General features: G+C 71.9%; 15 protein-coding genes. 12 read left to right on the forward strand and 3 right to left on the reverse strand.

The annotated features are described in order from the left end of the window. Positions 1-19 precede the first annotated feature (19 nt). The 7 genes from L1785_RS20575 (at position 20) to L1785_RS20605 (ending at position 7,409) form a co-directional block, all read left to right on the forward strand. A complete protein-coding gene (locus L1785_RS20575) occupies positions 20-1,612 on the forward strand; it encodes an FAD-binding oxidoreductase (RefSeq protein ID WP_236091178.1) in 1,593 nt (530 codons plus the stop codon). 155 nt (positions 1,613-1,767) lie between these two features. After that, positions 1,768-2,502, forward strand: a complete 735-nt coding sequence (locus L1785_RS20580) for an SDR family oxidoreductase (protein ID WP_236091179.1) — start codon at positions 1,768-1,770, stop codon at positions 2,500-2,502. 104 nt (positions 2,503-2,606) lie between these two features. Then, positions 2,607-3,785 carry an MFS transporter gene (locus tag L1785_RS20585; protein ID WP_236091180.1) on the forward strand — a complete coding sequence of 393 codons (1,179 nt, stop codon included), beginning with the start codon at positions 2,607-2,609 and terminating at the stop codon, positions 3,783-3,785. A gap of 12 nt (positions 3,786-3,797) precedes the next feature. Further along, positions 3,798-4,472: an HAD-IA family hydrolase gene (locus L1785_RS20590; protein ID WP_236091181.1), complete on the forward strand. Its 675-nt coding sequence runs from the start codon at positions 3,798-3,800 to the stop codon at positions 4,470-4,472. Further along, positions 4,451-5,449: an ROK family protein gene (locus tag L1785_RS20595; protein ID WP_236091182.1), complete on the forward strand. Its 999-nt coding sequence runs from the start codon at positions 4,451-4,453 to the stop codon at positions 5,447-5,449. The genes L1785_RS20590 and L1785_RS20595 overlap by 22 nt, the downstream gene beginning before the upstream one ends. Continuing rightward, positions 5,446-6,612, forward strand: coding sequence for an alcohol dehydrogenase catalytic domain-containing protein (locus tag L1785_RS20600; RefSeq protein WP_236091183.1), 1,167 nt, complete (start codon positions 5,446-5,448; stop codon positions 6,610-6,612). Before L1785_RS20595 ends, L1785_RS20600 begins: the two co-directional genes overlap by 4 nt. Next, a complete protein-coding gene (locus L1785_RS20605; protein WP_236091184.1) occupies positions 6,612-7,409 on the forward strand; it encodes an SDR family oxidoreductase in 798 nt (265 codons plus the stop codon). The genes L1785_RS20600 and L1785_RS20605 overlap by 1 nt, the downstream gene beginning before the upstream one ends. Here the strand turns inward: L1785_RS20605 and L1785_RS20610 are convergent. Next, on the reverse strand, positions 7,307-9,277 hold the full coding sequence (locus L1785_RS20610) for an AfsR/SARP family transcriptional regulator (protein WP_236091185.1): 1,971 nt from the start codon (positions 9,275-9,277) through the stop codon (positions 7,307-7,309). The two genes, L1785_RS20605 and L1785_RS20610, sit on opposite strands and share 103 nt — an antisense overlap. A gap of 700 nt (positions 9,278-9,977) precedes the next feature. On the opposite strand from L1785_RS20610, the gene L1785_RS20615 reads away from it, so the two are divergent. Further along, the gene (locus L1785_RS20615) at positions 9,978-10,586 is read left to right on the forward strand and encodes a 4'-phosphopantetheinyl transferase family protein (RefSeq protein ID WP_236091186.1); all 609 of its coding nucleotides are present in this window, start codon (positions 9,978-9,980) and stop codon (positions 10,584-10,586) included. A gap of 249 nt (positions 10,587-10,835) precedes the next feature. Here the strand turns inward: L1785_RS20615 and L1785_RS20620 are convergent, their stop codons facing one another. Beyond that, positions 10,836-11,675, reverse strand: coding sequence for an alpha/beta hydrolase (locus L1785_RS20620; protein ID WP_236091187.1), 840 nt, complete (start codon positions 11,673-11,675; stop codon positions 10,836-10,838). A 143-nt stretch (positions 11,676-11,818) separates the two neighbouring features. On the opposite strand from L1785_RS20620, the gene L1785_RS20625 reads away from it, so the two are divergent. Continuing rightward, positions 11,819-12,445 (forward strand): TetR/AcrR family transcriptional regulator, encoded by a 627-nt coding sequence (locus L1785_RS20625; RefSeq protein WP_236091188.1) that lies wholly within the window; start codon positions 11,819-11,821, stop codon positions 12,443-12,445. A 71-nt stretch (positions 12,446-12,516) separates the two neighbouring features. Here the strand turns inward: L1785_RS20625 and L1785_RS20630 are convergent, their stop codons facing one another. Continuing rightward, on the reverse strand, positions 12,517-13,305 hold the full coding sequence (locus L1785_RS20630; RefSeq protein ID WP_236091189.1) for an SDR family NAD(P)-dependent oxidoreductase: 789 nt from the start codon (positions 13,303-13,305) through the stop codon (positions 12,517-12,519). 72 nt (positions 13,306-13,377) lie between these two features. Here L1785_RS20630 and L1785_RS20635 point away from each other — a divergent pair, with 72 nt between their 5' ends. The 3 genes from L1785_RS20635 to L1785_RS20650 all read left to right on the forward strand — a co-directional run bounded on the left by L1785_RS20635 (position 13,378) and on the right by L1785_RS20650 (position 20,958). Then, positions 13,378-13,965: a TetR/AcrR family transcriptional regulator gene (locus L1785_RS20635; protein ID WP_236091190.1), complete on the forward strand. Its 588-nt coding sequence runs from the start codon at positions 13,378-13,380 to the stop codon at positions 13,963-13,965. Between the two features lie 488 nt (positions 13,966-14,453). Further along, positions 14,454-17,576, forward strand: coding sequence for a DUF6603 domain-containing protein (locus tag L1785_RS20645; protein ID WP_236091191.1), 3,123 nt, complete (start codon positions 14,454-14,456; stop codon positions 17,574-17,576). A 1-nt stretch (position 17,577) separates the two neighbouring features. After that, positions 17,578-20,958: a hypothetical protein gene (locus tag L1785_RS20650; RefSeq protein ID WP_236091192.1), complete on the forward strand. Its 3,381-nt coding sequence runs from the start codon at positions 17,578-17,580 to the stop codon at positions 20,956-20,958.

Genomic DNA, 20,958 nt, shown 5'->3' on the forward strand with positions numbered 1-20,958 from the left:
TATGGAGTGAGGCAGTGGCATGAGCAAGACCACACGTCGTGGATTCCTGATGGGTGCGGGCGGCGCGGTCCTGGGCGGAGCGGCGCTGGCCGCTCCCGCCCCGGCCGTCGCCTCCGTCGCCCGCCCGAAGCCCGCGGGGGGCGCCGTCGTCGTGGTGCCGGGTGACGTGCGGTACCCGGGCCTCGTCCGCGGAGCGAACCAGCGCTTCGTCGGCTCGCCGGGCCGCGTCGTGATCCCTGGTCGGGCCGACGACGTCGTGCAGCTCGTCGGGGAGGCCGTGAGCGGCGGGCGGCGGGTCGGCGTGCGCAGCGGCGGGCACTGCTACGAGAGCTTCGTGGCGAATGACGAGGTCAGGGACCTCGTCGACATGTCCCGGATGTGCGCGGTCGGCTACGACCAGGACCACGGCGCGTTCTCGGTCGGGGCCGGCGCCACCCTCGGCACCACGTACCGGTCCCTGTTCACCGGGTGGGGCCTGGCCGTCCCCGCGGGATCGTGCCCCTCCGTCGGCGTCGGCGGTTTCGTGCCCAACGGCGGCTACGGTCCGCTCTCCCGCCGGCACGGCCTGACGGCGGACCACCTGTACGGCGTCGAGCTGGTCGTCGTCGACGCCTCGGGCACCCCGCGCGTGGTCCTCGCGACGCGCGACGACTCCGGCGCCCTCGGGGACCTGTGGTGGGCGCACACCGGCGCGGGCGGCGGGAGCCTCGGCATCGCCACGCGGTACCTGTTCCGTTCCCCGGCCGGCTCGGCCAAGCCCCTGCCGGAGCCGCCCGCCGAGGTCCTGCTGCGGACCGTGGTGTGGCCGTGGAGCACCCTCGACGAAGGCGCGTTCGTCCGGCTCGTGACGAACTTCGGTGCCTGGCACGAGGCGAACAGCGCTCCCGGCTCGCCCGGGTGCGACCTGTTCGCCCAGCTGAAGCTCCTCAGCTCGAACGCCGGGGTCGTGGCGATGTCGGTCCAGGTGGACGCCGGGGTCAGCGGGGCGGAGGACCTCCTCGACCGCTTCGTCGCCGAGGTCTCGGCGGGCGTCGGGACGCCGGTGGGCGCCCCGGCGATGCGCCGCCCCTGGCACCACGCCCTCCAGTGGGACGGGTTCAACCCGTCGAACCCGACGGTCATGCGCTTCAAGATCAAGTCGGCGTACATGCGGTCGGGCTTCCCGCCCGAGCAGGCGACGGCGCTCTGGCGGAACCTGTCCGTGCCCGGACCGGCGGCCGGCACCACGCTGGTGTCGATCTCGTCGTACGGCGGCCGCATCAACGCCGTCGACCCCTCGAGCACGGCCACGGTCGCGCGCGACTCGATCATGAAGCTCCAGTACATCGGCCTCTGGGAGCGGGGGGCCGACGACGCCGCACTCCTCGACCGGGTGCGGACCACCTACGCGGACGTGTACTCCGCGACCGGAGGTGTGCCGGTCTCCGACGACGTCACGGACGGCTGCTACATCGGGTACGCCGACGCCGACCTGAACGACCCGACCTGGAACACCTCCGGCGTCCCGTGGCACTCCCTCTACTTCGGGAGCAACTACGGGCGCCTCCAGCGGGCCAAGCGGGCGTGGGACCCGCGCGACGTGTTCCGGCACGCGCAGTCGATCCGGCTCTGATCGACGGCGGCGCTCCGCTGCCCGTTGGACGGGTCTTGGTCAGGACTTGGACGGTCCCGCCGAGACTGGGTCGCGCGAGGCAGCAGCGCGCTGCCGCGCTGCGCGGACCTGGTGGTCCGCCTCGAACTCACACGCTGACAGGGAGACTCCACACGATGGAACTCGAAGGCAAGAACGCGCTCGTCACCGCAGGCTCGCGAGGCATCGGCCGGGCGATCGCCCTGGCGCTCGGCGAGCGCGGGGCCAACGTCGTGGTCAACTACAACACGAGCCCCGACGCGGCGACCGAGGTCGTCGAGGCCATCACTGCCCGGGGCGGCAAGGCCGCCGCCATCCAGGCCGACCTCGGTGTCACCGAGGACGTCGCCCGCCTCTTCAAGGAGGCCGAGCAGGCGCTCGGCGGGCTCGACATCGTCGTCAACAACGTCGGCATCAACCTGGTGGCGCCGCTCGCGGAGACCGACGAGGACGAGTTCGACCGGACCGTTGCCGTGAACTTCAAGGGCTCGTTCCTCGTCATGAAGCACGCCGCCAAGCTGGTGTCCGACAACGGCCGGATCATCAACATCTCGACGGGGAACACCCGGGTGACGATGCCGATGATCGGGGTGTACGCGGGGACGAAGGCCGCTGTGGAGCAGATGACGTTCTCGCTCGCCAAAGAGGTCGGTTCCCGGGGCATCACCGTCAACGCGGTGCTGCCGGGCCTCACCGACACGGAGGGCCTGCGCCCGGAGATCCGGGAGCACGCGGGCCCGATCGTCGGCATGACGCCGCTCGGCCGGATGGGGCAGCCGGAGGACATCGCGGAGGTCGTCGCCTTCCTCGCGTCCGAGAAGGCCCGCTGGGTGACGGGCCAGGCGATCAGCGCCTCGGGCGGTCTGTCCTGACCGTCGGGTCCTGACGCTCCCCCGCGAGGGCTGCCCGTCCCCGACGACATCGCCGGGGACGGGCGCCCGTGTGCGGGCCGACCGATCTCCGAGGGGAGACCACCATGAACCGAGCCGTAGTCGTCCTGATGTTCTGCCTGTTCAGCGTCGGGAGCGCCGAGTTCGTCATCGCCGGCCTGCTGCCCGGGATCGCCGGCGAGCTGGGTGTGTCGATCTCCGCGGCGGGGATGCTCGTCAGCGTCTATGCGCTGACCGTCGTCATCGCGGGACCGGCACTCACGCTGCTCACGAGCGGCCTGCGGCGCAAGCCCGTGATGGTCGGGCTCATGGCCCTGTTCGCGGTGAGCAACCTCGTCGCCGCGCTCGCCCCGGACTACGCCGCCCTCATGGCGGCGCGCGTCCTGAGCGCCCTCGCGCACTGCACCTTCTTCGCCTTGTCGCTCGTCGTCGCCACGAGCACCGCCCCGCCCGGACGGCAGGGCTCGGTGATCGCCCGGCTGGCGATCGGGCTGAACATGGCCAACGTCCTGGGCGTGCCCCTCGGCGCGCTGCTGGGCACCGAGCTCGGCTGGCGAGCCGTGTTCTGGGTGCTGGCGGCGTGCGGGACAGTGTCCGCGTGGCTCGTGGCTGCGCTCGTCCCGGCCGACCGGGAGGTGGACCAGCCGGCCGGCGCCCTGGCCGAGATCCGCGCGCTCGGCCGCGGCCGCGTCGTGGCAGCCATCGGCGTCAGCGCGCTCGGGTGCGGCGGCACCTTCGCCGCCTATACCTACATCGCGCCGCTGCTGGAGGACGTGAGCGGCTTCGACGGCGGCTCCATCGGGCCACTGCTCCTCGTGTTCGGCGTGGGGACCTTCGCCGGGAGCCTCGTCGGCGGCAAGTGGGTCGACCGTTCCCTCATGCCCGCCCTGTGCGGGACGCTCGGCGCCCTGGCCCTGGTGCTGGCGGCATACTCCGTCATGGCCGCGCACCCGTGGACCTCCGTCGTCGGCCTCGCCCTGTTCGGGGCGGCCTTCGGGGCGATCCTGCCCGGGCTCCAGGCCAGGGTGATGTCCGTGTCGGGCATCAAGGCGCCCACGCTCGCGCTCGCCGTGAACATCGCGGCGATGAACATCGGGATCACGCTGGGCTCGTTGCTGGGCGGGCAGGTGCTCGAGGCCGGTCTCGGCCTGCAGGCCGTGGTCCTGGCGGGGGCGGGGGTCGCGGCACTGGGCTTCCTGCTCGCCGGGGTGGAGCTCGTACGCGACCGGAGCCAGGCCGAGCCGGCCACCACACCAGCGGCCTAGGAGGAACGCCGGATGCACGACGTCGCTCGCGCACGAGCCGGGAGGACGACCAGCTGGTCCGCCGCGGGACTCCTCTGCGACATGGACGGGACCCTCGTCGACTCGGCGGCGGTCATCGACGAGGCGTGGACGGAGGTCGCCGTCCGCCACGACCTGCCACGGTCCGAGGTGCTCGCGGCGCTCCCGGGGCGTACCGCCCGCGACATCCTGGCGCTCTTCCTGAGCGACGCGGCGATGATCGCCGAGGAGGTCGCCCGGGTGGAGCGCCGCCAGCTGGTTGCGGCCGGGGTGCGGGAGATCCCGGGCGCGCGCCGGCTGCTCTCGGCCCTTCACCCCGACCGGTGGGCCGTCGTCACCGCCGCGCCCGAGTCCGTCGCGCGGGCGCGCCTCGACGCTGCGGGCCTTCCTGCGCCGGGGGTGCTCGTCGCCGCCGGGTCGGTGACGCACGGCAAGCCGAGCCCCGAGGGTTTCCTGCTGGCCGCGGAGCGCCTCGGTCTTCCCGGCGGGCGGTGCGTCGTGCTCGAGGACTCCGCCGTCGGCGTGACGGCCGGGCACGCTGCTGGGGCGAGGGTGGTGGGAGTCGGGCCCGGCGCGCACGAGGCCGACGCCCGCGTGCCGGACCTGCGCTCCTTCACCGACATCGACGTCACGGGAGAGGTGATCCGGTGGAGCCTCGCGGAGATCTGACGCCTCTCGTACGGATCGACGTGGGCGGCACGTGGGTCAGGATCGACTCCGACGGCGCGCTCCGGCGGACGCCTGCCCCCAGCCGGATCAACCATCCCGACGTCCCCGCCCCGGCGCTCGTGGACCGGCTGCTGGACCAGCTGGTCTCGGCCGCGCCGGACACCGGCCGGGTGGTGGTGTCGCTCGGGGCGGCGACCGACGACGTCACAGGAACCGTCAGGGGTTCCGGGCCGCTGTGGGGCGACTGGCGGATGGACCGGGACCTCGTCGGCGAGCTCCGGCGCGCCCGGCCCGGGGTGGAGTGGCATGTCTTCAACGACGTCACGTGCGGTCTCGCCGACTTCGCGGAGTCGGTGGCGCACGAGTCCCCCGCCTCGGTCGGCTACCTCACGATCAGCAGCGGGATCGGGCTCAAGATCGCCGACCTCGGCACCCGCACGGTCAAGGTCGACGACGACGGCCTGCAGGGCGAGGTGGGCCACCTGCCCGCCGTGCTCCCGCTCGAGCAGGCCCACCTCGGCCGGCTGCCCTGCGAGTGCGGGGGCTCCGGGCACCTGGCGTCGATCGGCTCCGGACCGGGCATCGCTCGCGTGGCCGCCGCCCTGGGCGTCGGCCGCTACAGCACCGACTGGTTCCGCGACGCGCTCGCCGCCGGGGACGAGGAGGCCGGGACGCTCCTGGCGACCGTCACACGGCCAGTCGCGGAGCTCCTGCGCACGATCTGGGTGACCCAGCCCTGGATGGCGGTCGTGGGGATCGGTGGCGGCGTCGTCGAGGGCGTCGGCGCGGCCTACCGGTCAGCGCTCCTCACCCACCTCCGGGACGCCGGCGGCTATGCCGCCGGTTCGCCTGACGCGTGGGAACGCCGGGTCCGGCTGCTCGACAGACCAGGCGTGGACGTCCTGCGGGGGGCGCAGCTCCTCGCCGAGCGATCACTCGTCGTGACCAGGGCCCAGGAGGTCGTCAGCACTCCATGATCAGCAACCGCGCCATCCGGCGCTCCCAGGGCGCAAGCTCCGTCGTCGAGCAGACAGTGCCCGTACCCCGGCCCGGGGAGGTTGTCCTGGCGCCCGAGGCCGTCAGCCTGTGCGGCACCGACCTCCAGATGCTGCGTGGCATCCGCGACGACCCCTCCCCCGTGCTCGGCCACGAGGGCGCGTGCCGCGTGGTCGACGTCGGCGACGGGGTCTCCGACGTCGCCGTCGGCGACCGGGTCATGGTGAACCCGACCCACCCCGGCGACCCGTCCTTCCTGCTCGGGCACAACGTGGACGGGCTGTTCCAGCAGCGCGTCCGCATCGCCCGGTCGGCGGTCACGTCGGGGCTCCTCGTGCCCCTCGACGAGAGCCTGGACTCCGTCACGGCGACTCTCGTCGAGCCGCTCGCGATCACCGACTACGCCCTGGACTGCCTCGCCGGCTCCTTCGAGGGCGCCCCCGGGACGGGCACCACCCTCGCCGTACTCGGCGACGGCCTCGTCGGGAACCTCGCGTCGCTCCGGGCGGTCCTGCAGGGCCGCTGGTCCCGGGTCGTGCTCGCGCACACGTCGCGGGCCGGGATGGAGTGGTCCGCGGCCGCTTGGGCACAGCACGACATCGAGCACGTGCTGGTCGACCACCTGCCGGCCGCCGTCCGGGGCGAGCGGCTCGACGCGGTCGTCGCCACGCACCGCGACCGGACCGTGGAGATGGTGGACCTGCTGGCCGGACCGCTCGGCGACGAGGCCGTCGCCGTCCACGTGTCCGGCGGTGTCCCGGCCGTGGCCCACCCCCGGCACCTGCTGGGCGTCGACCTCGGCGGCGTCCGTGCCGCGAACACCGGCGGTCCGTGGCCGCCCCGCCGGGTCGTGTGGAGCCAGGGCGCCCGGCAGGTCCAGGTCACCGGGAACCGCGGCGTGACCAGCGCGGCCCTGAGCAAGGCCGCGGCCGACGTCGCGAGCCTGGGCGCCGCCGTCGTCCCGCTCATCACGCACCGCACCGACCTGCAGGGCGGGGCCGACCTGATGAACCGCATGGTCTCCGCAGGATCCCGCCACATCGACGGCCGGCTCGTGGTCCGCCTGGTCGTCACGATCAACCCCGAGCTCATGATCTCCGGGGTTCCCGCGTCCGCGACCGAAGAACAGGGTGGAAGAAGCTGATGGTAGAGACTGCGCTCGTCACCGGTGCCAGCTCGGGGATCGGGAGGTCGACGGCGCTGGCGCTCGCGTTGGCCGGGTACCGCGTCCTCGTCGGTCACGGCAGCAACAGACGAGCGGCCGACGAGGTCGCCGCCCTCATCACCGACCGGTACGAGCACACCGCCGTCGCCGTGCACGTCCCCCTCGATCAGCCCGAGGCCACGCAGGAGGTCGCCCGGCGCCTCATCGGCGAGCACGGGCCGGTCCACGTCCTGGTGAACAACGCCGGCGTCAACCGGCGCGCGGCGTTCCTCGAGGAGGAGCTGGCCGACTGGCAGCGGGTCCTGAACGTGGACCTGGCCAGCCCGTTCGTCCTCGCGCAGCAGGTCGCGCGACAGATGGTGGACGCCTCGATCCGGGGGCGGATCGTCAACGTCACCAGCGTCCACGAGCGGATCCCGATCACGGGCGGCAGCACCTACTGCGTCGCGAAGAGCGGGCTCGGGATGCTGACCAAGGTCATGGCGCTCGAGCTGGGCCGGCACGGGATCGCCGTGAACTCGGTCGCGCCGGGAGAGACGGCGACGCCCATGAACGGCCACCCGGAGGGTCGCGACCCGCGCGAGGTCGCCCGCCCCGCGCTCCCCGCCGGGCGGCCCGGCGACCCGGACGAGGTCGCCGCCCTCATCGCGTTCCTGTGCTCACCCGCTGCCGGTTACATCACCGGCCAGGCTTTCGTCATCGACGGCGGCCTGGAGCTCGTCGCGGCCGACGCCAACGTGGCGTCCGTCCCCCTGCCCCCTCTCGCGACCGGCTGAGGCAGGGCCGTCAGCGGCCTGGTCCACCGGGCGCCGTGAGCCGTCCACTGGCGTACGTCAGCCGGCACGGGAGAGCGGGGCGGCTCGCCGCGCGACAGGGCGTGGAGCCGGATCAGCTCCGGGAACCGGTACGACGTCCCGCCGTCCGGGCGCGTGTCCACGATCGTCAGCAGGTTCGCGTCGACGAGCTCGGCCACGGGACACTCGGCGCTCGCGACGCTGGTGCCGAGGGCGTCGGCGACGTCCTGCAGGGTGAAACCGGCCCGCCTGATGGTACTCATCCGCCAGAAGGCCCACCGGTACGCCGGCGCGAGGCGGAGGTAGGCGTCCTCGAACGACGCGCCCGGGTCGAGGCGTCTCGTGACGAGCTCCTGCAGCCGGTGCTCTCCGTCGCGCATGCGGGTCACCAGCTCTTCCACCGTCCACGCCGGGCGCGCGGACAGCTTCTCGGCTGCCGCCCGGATCGCGAGGGGGAGGTTGTCGGAGAGCTCGACCAACCGGGCTGCCGCGTCCGGCTCGCGGGCGACCCTCGCGTCGCCCGTGACCCGGCGCAGCAGCCTGACGCCGTCGGCGGTCGGGAGCGGGCCGACCCTCACCACCGACGCGCCGGCCAGACCCGGTAGGCCGACCCGGGTGGTGATGAGAGCGGCGCAGCCGGGCCCCGCCGGGATCAGGTGGGCGAGGGTCTCGACGTGCACCGCGTCGTCGAGGACGACCAGCAGCCGACGCTCGGCCGTCCAGCTCCGGTACAGGCTCGTGCGCTCGGACAACCTGTCGGGGATCTGCGCGGGAGGCACGCCGAGCGCGCGGAGGAAGTGCTCGAGCACGTCGAAGGGGTCGACCACCGCGCCGAGGCCGGCGAAGAGCTGGCCGTCGGGGAACTCCGGCCGCAGCGCGTGACCGGCGTGGACCGCGAGCGCGGTCTTGCCGACGCCTGCCGTCCCCGCGAGGACCACGACCTGGGGTGCGGTCCCGCCCGCCTGACGGCAGAGCCCCATCACCTCGTTCCGTTCACGCCCGCGGCCCACGATGTCCGCGCTGTCCGGGGGCAGCTGTGCGGGAGTGACGGCCACCGGCCACACCGCCGGCCGCGGCGTGCCCGTCGTCGTCGCCGGCGTGTGCTCGAGGGTTCCCTCGATGATCGCCTTCTGGAGCGCGGTCAGCCGTGCTGACGGGTCCAGGCCGAGCGTCTCGACCATGCGGTCGCGCAGGCCCGTGAAGACGGTGAGCGCGCCGTTCCGGTCGCCGGTCGCGCTGAGGGCCGTCATGAGCTGGGCGTGGAAACCTTCGTGCAGGGGGTTGGCGGCGGCGAGCTTCTCCAGCTCCGGGAGGAGCTCCCGGTACTCGCCGAGGTCGAGGGCGACGTCGATCAGCTGCTCCTGCAGCCTGATCCGGTCGGACTCGATCTGGGCGACGTGCGGCTCCAGCAACGACCCGAGGTGGACGTCGGTGAGCATCGGCCCTCGCCACAGGTCCAGGGCCTCTCGCCACAGCTCGAGCGCGCGCACAGGGTCGCCCCCACGGACCTCGGCGCGGCCCCGCTGGACGGCGTCCTTGAACTCCCAGAGGTCGAGCTCCCCGGGCTCGACGCAGAGCCTGTACCCGAGGGGGGACGACTCGATCCTGCTGGTCCTCGCGTCCGGGCGGTCCAGGTGCTTCCGCAGCTGGTAGATGTACGTCTGGACCGTCTTCCGTGCCAGCTTGGGAGGGTGCGACCCCCACAGCTCGTCGACCAGCGAGCTCACAGTGACGGTCTGGTTGTGGCTGAGCAGCAGCATGGCGAGGACCCGCCGCGGCATGGCCGCCGACATCGTCCCGCCTTCGACCGCCCCCTCGACCTCCAGAGGCCCAAGTATCCGGAATCGCATGGTGCCCTCCCACGGGTTTGTGGACGATGCACCCACAGAACCGCCGCGGTCAGGCCGCCAGCATGGCCGGCCTCGGCAGTCCGACGCCTGTTGAGGCGAAGGTGGGTGGAGCGCGACTGCCGTGGCGGCTCGATCCACGATAAGCAGCAAAGGCGCTGACCTGCAATGACATCCGGGGGTGGGTTCCGGGGAGGGCGTTCGCCGCGCAGGACCGCCGGCGCCGTCGCGCGGGTGTACAACTGCGCACTCACGGCAGGTCAGGACCCGCATCCTGCTGCCCTGACGTGACCGAACGCCACCCATCGCCGGAAGTGCGACAGAGCCCAGACGGACAAGCCCGACGGCTCCGCCGCCACCTTGTGACAGTCCTGTCCATACTTCCCATACTGGACACCGCGCAACGGAGAGCAAGTCCATAGGGTTCCGACGGTTGCGGGCTTCCGCGGCTGGATCCGTGGGGAGTTTGGAGGCAGCTCCCGGTGCACGCACAAGGGGACATGCGTGTGATCGTGCGCTCGCGTGGTCAGGGCACGCTGCGCATCGACGGCGTCCCGTACCGCGAGGTCTCGGTCAGGTACCCACACGAGTGGCAGCGTTGGGGTTTCACGATGCCACCCCGTCAGATCCTCCTTCTGGCGGCCCCGTGAGACCGATCGACCCACGAGACGTTCTTCCGAGAAGTGTTTGCTGGCGGCACACCTTGGAACCGCTGACCGAGACGCTTCACCCTTCGGAAGCCGCCTACCTCGCCCGCGCCGTGGAGAGTCGTCGCCAGCAGTTCACGTCGGTGCGTGCGTGTGCACGCACCGTGCTGGCGCAGATGGGTATCAACCGGCCGCCGATGGTGCCGGGCATGGCGGGGCGGCCACCCTGGCCCCCGGGCGTCGTCGGGTCGATGACGCACACCGACGGATTCTGCGCGGCCGCTGCCTCCAGCTCGCTGGACGCACGGTCGATCGGGATCGACGCCGAACCCATCGAGCCACTGCCCGACGGCGTCCTTGCGCTGGTCGCGCTTCCGTCGGAGCTCACGCACCTGCGCGTCCTGGCCGCTGGGCGGGTGTCAACCGCGTGGGACCGGCTTCTGTTCAGTGCCAAGGAGAGCGTCTACAAGGCGTGGTATCCCGTCGTGGGCTCGTGGCTCGAATTTGAGGACATCCGGCTACGCTTCGACCTCGCCGGAACATTCAGTGCGGAGCTTGTGAACCGGCGACATGGTTCGGACGAGACGGACCTCGTCTCTGCGATGCAGGGCCGTTGGCTTAGTACCCGGGCCCATGTCGTGACAGGTGTGTTCGTCCCAGCCTGACTGAGAGTTCATGGCCGAAGCCACTCGGACGGTCGTAGGTTCAAGTCCTACCGCGGGAGCTTTCTGGAGGCCCTGAAACCCTGGTTGACCTGGGGATTAGGGCCACGCTGGTTCCGGTGCGCAGCCCTGTGAGAAGGGTTACGCCGCACTTATGCCTCACTGTGATTCCGTTGCGACGCGTCGCAACCCCGCACGGAGGTCGGACGAGCGGGCGAGGTCAGACCGACCGGCGTCGAGAGGGGAGGGCCCTTATGCGGCGACCGCGGCGTGGGAAGTGGCCCAGTTGATGGCGTAGTCCGCGATCTCTTCCCAGCCCGGCTGGGAGACGAGGCGGTGCGTGCGGCCGTCGTACTCCTTGTACGCGACGACTGCGGGGCTGCTCGTCGAGGTGTACTTCTTGACGATCGCCCTGCCGATGGCCGACGGGACCACGTTGTCGATCTGCCCGGTGATCACCAGTAGCGGCGCGCGGTCGGCACGGGCGTAGTCGACGTGGGTGACGCCGCCCTTCTCGTTCAGCGTCGCGGCAACGCCCTCGAAGAAGACCCGGTTGTACGAGGGGACGGCGAACTGCTCCCAGAGGGCGTCCGACGCGGCGCGGGACAGGTCGTTGCCGAAGGTGAAGTGGAAGTGAGCCTTCGAGATCGGCTTGGCGCCGTTGCGGCCGAACGGGTTGGACAGGATCGGCAGGCCGGTGCGCAGCGTGGACGCCGGGAGGGTGGTGATGCCGGCGGTCTGGCCGGGTGCGACGCCCACGTAGGCGGCGCCGAGGCCGCGGTCGGCGAGCATCTGGGTGATGACGCCGCCGAACGAGTGGCCCATGATGATCGGCTTGACCGGGAGTGTGCGGATGATGCGCTCGTAGTGGTCGGCGATCTGCTTGAGGCCGATGCCCTTGAGCGGTTCGGGGTTGGAGCGGACGTCCTGGACGCTGCGGTCGTCGATGCCGGGCCAGCCCGGGACGATCACCTGGTGGCCTGCGGCGCGGAAGCGTTCGGCCCAGGTGTCCCAGCTCGCCGGGGTCATCCAGAGGCCGTGGATGAGGACGATCGGTAGCTTGCCGGAGATGGCGTCGGGGGTGGCGTTCATGGTGGGGCTCCTTCGGTTCGGTGGACCGGTGCCGGTCGGCCGTTAGGTAGAACGATCGTTCTTTCTCTGTTGTCCCCGAACGTACGCCCCGCACCGGGCGGGCGTCAACCCCTAAAGAGAAAGATCGTTCTATGCTGAATGGCATGGCACCCAGGACAGCCGCCTCCCGCGCCCCGCGAAAGACCGCCCAGGGAGGGTCGGAGGCACGCGAGCGGCTGCTGCGCACCGCGTCCGAGCTGTTCTACGCCGAGGGCATCCACGTGGTCGGCGTTGACCGGATAGTTGCCGTGGCCGGCGTCACGCGGGCCACGTTCTACCGGCACTTCCCGAGCAAGGAGGACCTGGTCGAGGCCTACCTCGGGGTAGAGGACGCGAACATCCGCGGCACGCTGGAGGGCGCGCACGGGGCGACCGACGACCCGGTGGAGCTGGTCGGACTGCTCATAGAAGGCATCGCCGAAGACGTCGCTCGCCACCACACCCGTGGCTGCCCGTTCATCAACGCCGCCGTCGAGTACGCGGACACGGGCAGCCGTGTCCGGCGCGCGGTCGACAAGCACCGCGCCTGGTTCCGCGGCTCGCTCGAGCACGTCCTCCGCTCGGCGGGCGCCGATGACCCGGTGACGAAGGCCGGGCAGCTCGTCCTGCTGCGCGACGCCGCCCTGGTCGGCGGCTACCTCGACGGGTGGGACAACGTGCGCGTTGCCTTCGTCAGCGCGGCCCGCCAGGCTGCGGGCCTGGACCCGAAGGCCCCTGGCTCCACCGGTTGAGGGCGGCGAGGGGGCGAGCCGTTGAGGGGTGGTGCTGGGCTGTTTGCAGGGGGTCCAAACGGGAGGTCGGGTCAGTGGCGTGCCAGTCGGCCCATGAGCTGGACGACCTGGCGGCGCGGGAGCAGCCTGCTGACCAGGGCGAGCGGGCGGCCGTTGGTGATCACTGACGGCGGCGCCGACCGGCGGCCCAGGGTGTCGAGGGTCGTCTTGACGACCGACTCGGGGGTGGCGCGCCGTGCGCCGTAGTCGGCCGTCTGGCTGCCGGCGGCGTCGAAGAACTCGGTCTGCATCGCGCCGGGGTTGACGGCCAGGACGCGCAGTCCGGTGCCGCGCGACTCCTCCCACAGTGATTCGGTGAAGCTGAGGACGAACGCCTTGGTGGCGCCGTAGACGCTCATGTAGGGGGTCGGCTGGAAGCCGAGCAGGCTCGCGACGTTGATCAGGAAGCCGGTGCCGGCCGAGGTCAGCGGGTCGATGTAGGCGCGGCTGAGGTCGACCAGGGAGCTGATGTTCAGCGCGATCATGCTCTGCAGGCGCTCAGGGTCCTCGTTCGTGAAGGCGTCGTGGGTGCCGAAGCCCGCGTTGTTGATCAGCGCGGTGGCGTGGATGCCGCGCGACTCGAGCTCGGCCCGGAGCGTGCGTCCGGCGTCGGGCCGGCCGAGGTCACGGGCGATGACGGCGACCTTGACGCCGTGGGCGCGGGTGAGCTCGGCGGCCAGGCTCTTGAGCCGGTCTGCCCGGCGGGCGACGAGCACGAGGTTCGAGCCGCGGCTCGCCAGCTGGCGTGCGAATTCTGCGCCGAGTCCGGAGCTGGCTCCGGTGACGATGGTGGTCTGGTTGCTGTAGTCGATGTTGGTCATGGGTGCACTCTAAGCACAGCGTTGCACGCAGTGCACGTTGCTACGCAGAATGCATCGCCGTACCATCGGTGAATGAACCGGAAGCAGACCCCTCTCCGGGAGCAGACCCGCAACGTGGTCCGCTCCCTGCTCGCCCAGACCGCCGTCGAGCTGTTCGCCGCCCAGGGGTACGACGACACGACGCTGGACGAGGTCGCCGCAGCAGCAGGCGTCTCCCGGCGGACGCTGTTCAACTACTTCCGCAACAAGGAAGATCTTGCGCTCAGCGGCCTGTCCGAACAGGGCGAGCTGATCGCCGCGAGCTTGGCCGAGCGCCCGGCCGACGAGGACCCCTGGACGTCACTACGCGCGGCATTCCAGGTGCTCGAGGAGATCGAGACCACGGCCGAGCGCCGGCTCGAGCTGATCACTCTCCTGTTCGGGAACGAGACCCTGCGTGCCGGCCACGCCGAGAAGCAAGCCCGCTGGCAAGACCTGCTCGCACCACTGATCGAGCCACGGCTGCCCGAATCCGACCGCCGGGCCCTTGAAGCGCGTACGATCGCGGCCGCGGCGATCGCGTGCCTGCAGGCGGCGAACGAGGAGTGGGTGCGCCTGAGCGGGCAGGTCGACCTGTTCGACCTCTACGACACAGCCGTGCGGGCCATCCACCGCACCTGAAACCACCCGCGCCCACCGGCACCCGGCGCAGGGACCGCTGCAGGGAGCGGGACCCGTCGTAACCGACGGTGAGTGGGTCGGTGATCTCGTCCTTTTCGCCCAGAAGGGCGGACAGGTCGCGCAGGTCGGAGGCGGACGAGGTCCACCCAGCGCGACCTTCACGATGAAGGAGTCCCAGATCGCCGTCGCGCTCTCCGCACCCCATTGATCGCGCGCCTGGGCGAGGGACTGGAACACCGGGATCGTGGCAGTGGACCATCGACAAGAGCCACCGACTCGCCCGCCGAACACAGTGGGCCTAACTTTGGACTTGCCGCCTGCCGGGGGGCGACGCCAGGAACTTGCGGAATCCGCGCAATGGTCGCGCGAGTCTGCCCGTTCTGGGCGCACGGCGAATGACGAGGGCGAGCTCGCAGCAAAACCGCACCGAAGGGTGGCGGCGGCGCGCGGACGCGCCAACGGCGGAACTCAAGGGCGGCGGGCGATCCATGACCGATATCGGCACCGGATTCATCAGGGGAATCGAGGCGTTCGGGAACTCGCGCCTCGGCGAGCTCTCCGGCACCACGTTCAAGGACACGGGGTCTTTCCTCGAGTCGCTGGTGACGAGCTTCTCCGCGGGCGAGATCAAGGACCGGTTCGACCAGCTGAAGGCTGACATCGAGGCGGCCAAACCGATCGTCCAGGCGATCGCGAAGCGCATCGAGAACCAGACCAAGACGATCAAGACGAACGTCGAGCAGTCGATCACCGACCTGCAGGACGACGATTTCAACGTTGACGTCGCCGGTCGCGTGGCGGTGCGCATCGGCACCGCGCTCGCGGCGATGGACCAGGCGTACACGATCATCGCCGAAGAAGTCGCGAAGAAGGCGGACGGCACGGTCGACGCGGCCGTCCGTGACGGGCTCATGGACCTCTGGAATCCGTGGGCGCAGCCGTGGAAGGACCTCGGCGAAGGCGCGGGGAACCTGCTGAACGCCTTCGGCTCGAGCGTGCTCGGCGTCGACGACCTCGTCGGCAAGCTCGGCGAGGTCCTCACGCTCGACCGCACCGGTGGGCAGTTCATACTCGTGGCGCTGCTCGACGACCTGCCGACCGCGAACCTCGGGGCGATGAAGCTCGACCAGGTGAAGTTCGAGGCGTTCCTCCAGTTCAGCGACCGGGAGGTCGCCAACCCGATCGAGACCGAGAAGCCGGAGCTGATCGAACGGAACGGCAAGTGGTTCCGCGGCGACGTCGCGATCCTCGGCGTCCGGCTGCGCACGCTGCTCGAGCCGGGCATCACGAACGACCCGTTGCTCAAGAAGGTCATGCCGGGCTCGTCGGACCCGAAGACGACCAGCCACACGGCCGTCTCGCTCGACACGGCGCAGGGGTTCTACCTCGGCGACGGCCGCGGCAACGAGCGCGCCGTGCTGCCGGTGCGGTTCTCGTTCCCCGGCGTCGAGCTCCGTGAGGTCGCCCTCGGGATCCTGCGCAACCCCGAGCGTGAGGCCACCGGCGTCGAGCTGACCACGTCGATCGCGGCGAAGCTCGGCGACGCGGTCGGCATGCAGGTCGTCGGCTCCGGGTTCATCGTCGACATGAACGGCGTCGCCGACCACCATGTGATGTTCGCCGACCTGCCGGTCACGCCCCGCTGGCCAGACCAGGTCGGCCTGCGGATCAAGGCCGGCCCGGTCACGGGTGGCGGGTTCATCCAGCGGGTGGAGCGCGAGTACACCGCCCCCGACGGCACGAAGCTCAAGCGCGTCGAGTTCGGCGGAGTCGTTCAGCTCGAGATCCTCAAGGTCGGCGTGTACGCGATCGTCGTACTGTCCCCCGACCCGTTCTCGCTCGTGCTCGTCATGGGCGTGCGCTTCCCGACGCCGATCGAGCTGAGCTTCGGCTTCACCCTGAACGGCGTCGGCGGCATCATCGCCCTCGACCGGGGCATCGACCTCGAGGCGCTGCGCGAGGGCATGAAGACGCACGTCATCGACAAGATGCTGTTCCCCGACGACCCAGTCGCCGAGGCGCCGCAGCTGCTCGACAAGGTCGCGCACGTCTTCCCCCCGCGCGAGGGCGCGTTCGTCTTCGGACCCATCGCCGAGCTCGGCTGGGGCTCGCAGGCCAAGTTCGTCGAGATCAAGGTCGGGGTGGTGCTCGCGCTGCCCGACTTCATGTTCGTCGTCCTGGGGTCGCTCCGCGTGCGGGTGCCGACCAAGGAGAAGCCGATCACCGACATCCGCGCCGACGTGTACGTCGCCGTCACCGAGGACCACCTCGAGCTGTACGCGCGGATGCGAGACTCGAAGATCGGCGAGATCAAGATCTCGGGCGACCTCGGCCTCTACATCGGCTGGACCGGGGGCGGCGCGTTCGAGCTCTCGATCGGCGGCTACCACCCCGAGTACGACAAGCTCACCGGCCAGAAGCCGCGGCTGAAGGACCTTGAGCGCATCACCATCGACATCTCGCCGGTCAAGGTGCTGAAGATCCAGATCAAGGCGTACTTCGCGCTCACCGCCGGCAGCGTGCAGCTCGGCGTGCGCGGCGACCTGTGGGCCGACTTCGCGATCGCGAGCGCGCACGCGTGGCTGCAGCTCGACATGATCTTCGTCTGGTCGCCGCGGTTCCTGTTCAAGGTCTCGATCGACGTGGGCGTCGAGATCGAGGTCTTCGGTTGCTCCTTCGCGTCGGTGCAGTTCAAGGGCGCGCTCGAGGGGACCACCCCCTACCGGCTCCAGGGCCACGTCCGCATCGACGTCTGGTTCCTGCCCACGTTCGACGAGGACCTCGGGCCGATCGAGTGGGGCGAGAAGCCCCGGCCCATCGCACCGAAGGTCGACGCCCTCGTGCTCGCGGCCGAGGCGATGCGCGAGGACGACGCCTGGAAGATCGAGCTGCCCGACCACGCCGCGCAGCTCGTGACCCTCGCCGAGGTCGAGGACGTGCCGGGCCGGATGGCACACCCGCTCGCCGCGCTGGAGGTCGTTCAGTCCGTGGTGCCGCTCGGCGTCAAGATCAGCCACATCGGCGAGTCCCCCGTCAAGGCCGCCATGGTCACGATCGGCGACCCGACGACGTCGGCCGGCCAGCTCGCCGCCGTCAGCGAGGCGCGCACCGCGTTCGCGCCCGGCCACTACTTCGACCTCGAGGGCGAGCAGCTGCTTGCCCGCTCGGGCTTCGAGGACCTCCTCGGCGGTTGCCGGATGGCCGCGGCCACGACGCCGAAGGCGGGGGCCTCCGTCGACGCTGACGTCGTCTACCACACGTACGTCCGCAACCCCGCGGACCGGCTCGTCCTCACCGAGTTCCTCGGCGCCTTCGAGGCCGTCTCGACGGCGTTCGCAGGCACGTCGGTCGCGGGTCGCGCCTTCGAGCGGCGCGGTAACCCGTACCTGCCCGTCACACCGCCCGACGACCCGGTGAAGGTCGCGCCGCACGGGGCATCCCTGGTCGCCGACGCGGTGAGCGCCGCCGACGTGCTCTCGTCCGCCTCGGTGGTCTCGGGGGCGGGCGCGCTCGCGGCGTTCGGAGCGCTGAGCTCCAGCGAGGCGGCGCTCGTCGCCGACGCCGTCGCGGCGGCCGGCATCCCGACCACCCGACTCACGGTGAGGAGCTGACATGGCCGACATCGACGCCGTCGCGAAGAGCGTCGTGGCGCCGCTCGCCGCCACGGTCACCGGCACGAAGGTCGTGCGCGACGCGTGGAGGCTCGACCTCTCGCCCGACGAGGAGTACGTCGAGAGCGAGGTGGCGCTCGAGCGGCTGCAGTTCGTGGCGTCCGCGCTCGGCGGGCTCGGAGCGGCGGCCCTGCCGCCGGCAGCCGGGGCGATCCGTTCCACCTCGACGATCACGGTCCCGCTCGCCGACAGCGACGGCGGCAGCGAGACCGCGTCGCTCACGGTCACGCTGTTCGGCCCCGGCGACGTGCGCGCGCTCGACGGCGCGCAGGTGATCCGCCGGTACCCCACGCCGGGCACTGCTACCGCCGAGGAGACCGTCCTCGCGCACATCGAGTTCGACCGCCCAGAGGTGCCGTGGGCCTTCAGCCCCGCACCCGCCGCCGGGGCGCCCGTGCGGCCGTGGCTCGCGCTCGTCGTCGTGCCGCGCGAGCTCGTCGAGTGGGAGGCGATCCCGCCGGGCGGGTCCTTGCCGGTGCTGCACGCGCCGCTCGACGAGCTGCCCGACCTCGCCCAGTCGCACCTGTGGGCGCACGCGCAGGCGTCGCGCAACGTCGCCGCCGACAAGCCGCTCGAGGTGCGCCTCTCCCCCGCGCACGCGCCCGTCAACCTGTCGCGCATCGTCTCGCCGCGCGTGCTGCGCGACAGCACCACGTACGTCGCCGCGCTCGTGCCCACGACCGACGCAGGCGTGCGCGGCGGGCTCGGGCTGACGGGCGGCACCCTCGACCCCGCGTGGGGGCCTGGCTCCGACGACCCGGTGCGTCTGCCCGCGTTCGACCGGTGGGAGTTCTCGACCGGGCCCGACGGCGACTTCAAGGAGCTCGCGCTACGGCTGCGGGGCGTCGTCGCGCCGTACGAGGTCGGCCGGCGGTTCATCGACGCGTCGATCCCCGGCAAGCCACTGCGTGCGCTCGAGGCCGGCGAGCCCGGCGGCAAGCAGGTGCTCCGGTGCGCACTGTTCTCGCCGACGCCACCACGCTCGCCGGAGCAGGCCGTTGCCGAGACGGCGACGTGGCCGGACGCGCTCACCAAGGACCTGCGGCAGGAGCTCGACCGCGCCGGCGTCATCGAGCGCGCGGCGGGGGGCGACGGAGAGGCCCCGGAGATCCCCGACCTGCCGATCGTGGGCCCCCGCATCTACGCGAAGCTGCACCGCGGCGTGGCGTCCGTGACGGGCGACGAGGACGAGGACTGGTTCGCCGAGCTCAACCTGCGGCCGGTCTCGCGCATCGTCGCGGGCGTCGGCACGCGCGTCGTGCAGAAGGACCAGGAGCCGCTCATGCAGTCGGCGTGGGCGCAGCTCGGCGAGGTCGAGGCCGCGAACCGCGCGATCGCGCTCGCGCAGCTCGCCGAGCTGCTCGCTTCGCGGCTGCACGCGCGCCTCGACGCGCTCGCGATCGACCGCCTCGTGCAGGTCGTCGCCCCGCTCTCTTCGCGCGTCACGCTCACCGCCGGCACGACGCTCTCGGCCGCCGTCGACCGCAGCGCGACGCCGTCGACCGTGAAGCTCGGCGCGTTCCGGCGTGTCACGCGGCCGGGCGGGCCGCTCGCGCGGCGGGCGGACGTCGGAACCCGGCAGCGCGCGGGCCGACTCGTGGCGGACGACTCAGGGCTGCGCGACTTCACGCGCGTCTACGCCAACCCCGAGGGCGTGGCCGCGATCTCGGCCGAGGTGCTGCGCACGTTCGACCGCGCGGTGATCGCGGAGGCACTCGACCTCGCGCCGGAGACCGTACTCGCGCAGCTCGAGACGGCGACGTCGAAGCTCGTGCTCGGCGGGCTCGCGAGCCACCTCACCCGTCCCGAGCGCTGGGGCGCGATCGACACGACGTTCGAACCAGGTCGCGTGTTCACCGAGCGCTGGGGCAAACGACTGCTGCGACGGTCGACGATCCCCGCGCTCGAGGCGGTGCGCGCCGAGCGGCTCGGGCCGGTGATCGCCGGGCTCGGGCTCGCGAAGCCGGCGTCGGGCACCCGCATCGGCACGGAGCTGCAGGAAGCAGCGGTGCGGATCAACGACGGGCTGATCGACCGGCTCGGGCCGGTCCTGCCGCCAGGTGGTGGCCCGGTGCGGCCGGGCGGCGGCCCGGTGCGGCCGGGCGGTGGGCCGGTCCTGCCGCCAGGCGGTGGCCCGGTGCGGCCGGGCCGGGCCCGCCCCGACGGCATCGACCGCATCGACGTCCGGCGCGACCGCCTCGCCCGCCAGGGCACGCGCATCGACGTCGGCGAGCTGACGAGGATCGGGCAGGCGCAGGGCCGGGAGCGCACCGAGGCGCTCGGCACGCTGGGCGCGCAGGCCGATCGCAAGCTCGCGCCGGTGGTCGAGTCCATCGGCGGCATCCAGCTCGCCGAGATCCGCGAGGCGATGACCGTGCTCGTCGACCCGGGCGGGCTGCTCCAGATCGCGCCGGTGCCACACCGCGACCGGCTGAGCGTCACCTCGGCGCAGCTGACTGCCGCGCTCGATCCGCGCGTCACCGTGCGGCAGTCGCTCGACGGGCGGCTGCGGTTCTCCGGCCGGCTCGCCGAGCGGTGGCGGCTGAAGCCGTTCATCGCGCCCGTCATGGCGGCCCCACGGTTCGACCGGCCCATGTACCGCGCGCTCGACGACTACGACCGCGACTGGCTGGTGCCGGGCCTGGGACTCCTGCCCGACTCCGACTTCGTGACGGTCCTCTCCACGAACGACGAGTTCATGGAGGCGTTCCTCGTCGGCCTCAGCGACGAGTTCGGGCGCGAGCTGCTCTGGCGCGGCTACCCCACCGACCGCCGCGGCACGTACTTCCACCGGTTCTGGAGCCCCCAGCACGACGAGGTGCTGACGCCCATCCACGCGTTCTCGCGCACCCGCCTCGGCCGGCACGTCGCGGTCGGTGGGGTGGCCGCACCCGACGACGGCGACGACCGGCTCGGCCGCGCGGTGATCGTCGTGCGCAGCGAGCTCGTGCGCCGGTTCCCCGACCTCGTGATCCAGGCAATCCGCAACCAGGGCACGCCCGAGGATCCCGTGTTCGAGGCGCCCGGCAGCCCGCAGCAGACGGCGACCGTGCTGTTCGCCGAGCACCTCGAGCCCGACATCGCGCTCGTCGGCGTCGACCTGTCGGTCGAGGAGCTCGACGGGCCTGGCTGGTGGATCGTCATCGCCGAGCACCCGAGCGCGACGCGCTTCGAGCTGCCCGGCGGCGAGCAGGCGGCGCCGAGCTCGCCCGACCACCTGCGCAGCACGAAGCCGGACGGCGCCGCCTTCGCGCTCGACCGGCTGCACCACCCGACGCGGGTCGCCTTCGAGGCGACCGACCTCGTCGTGACGGGAGAGTAG

Source organism: Antribacter soli, assembly GCF_021568775.1.
Lineage (GTDB): Bacteria > Actinomycetota > Actinomycetes > Actinomycetales > Cellulomonadaceae > Antribacter > Antribacter soli.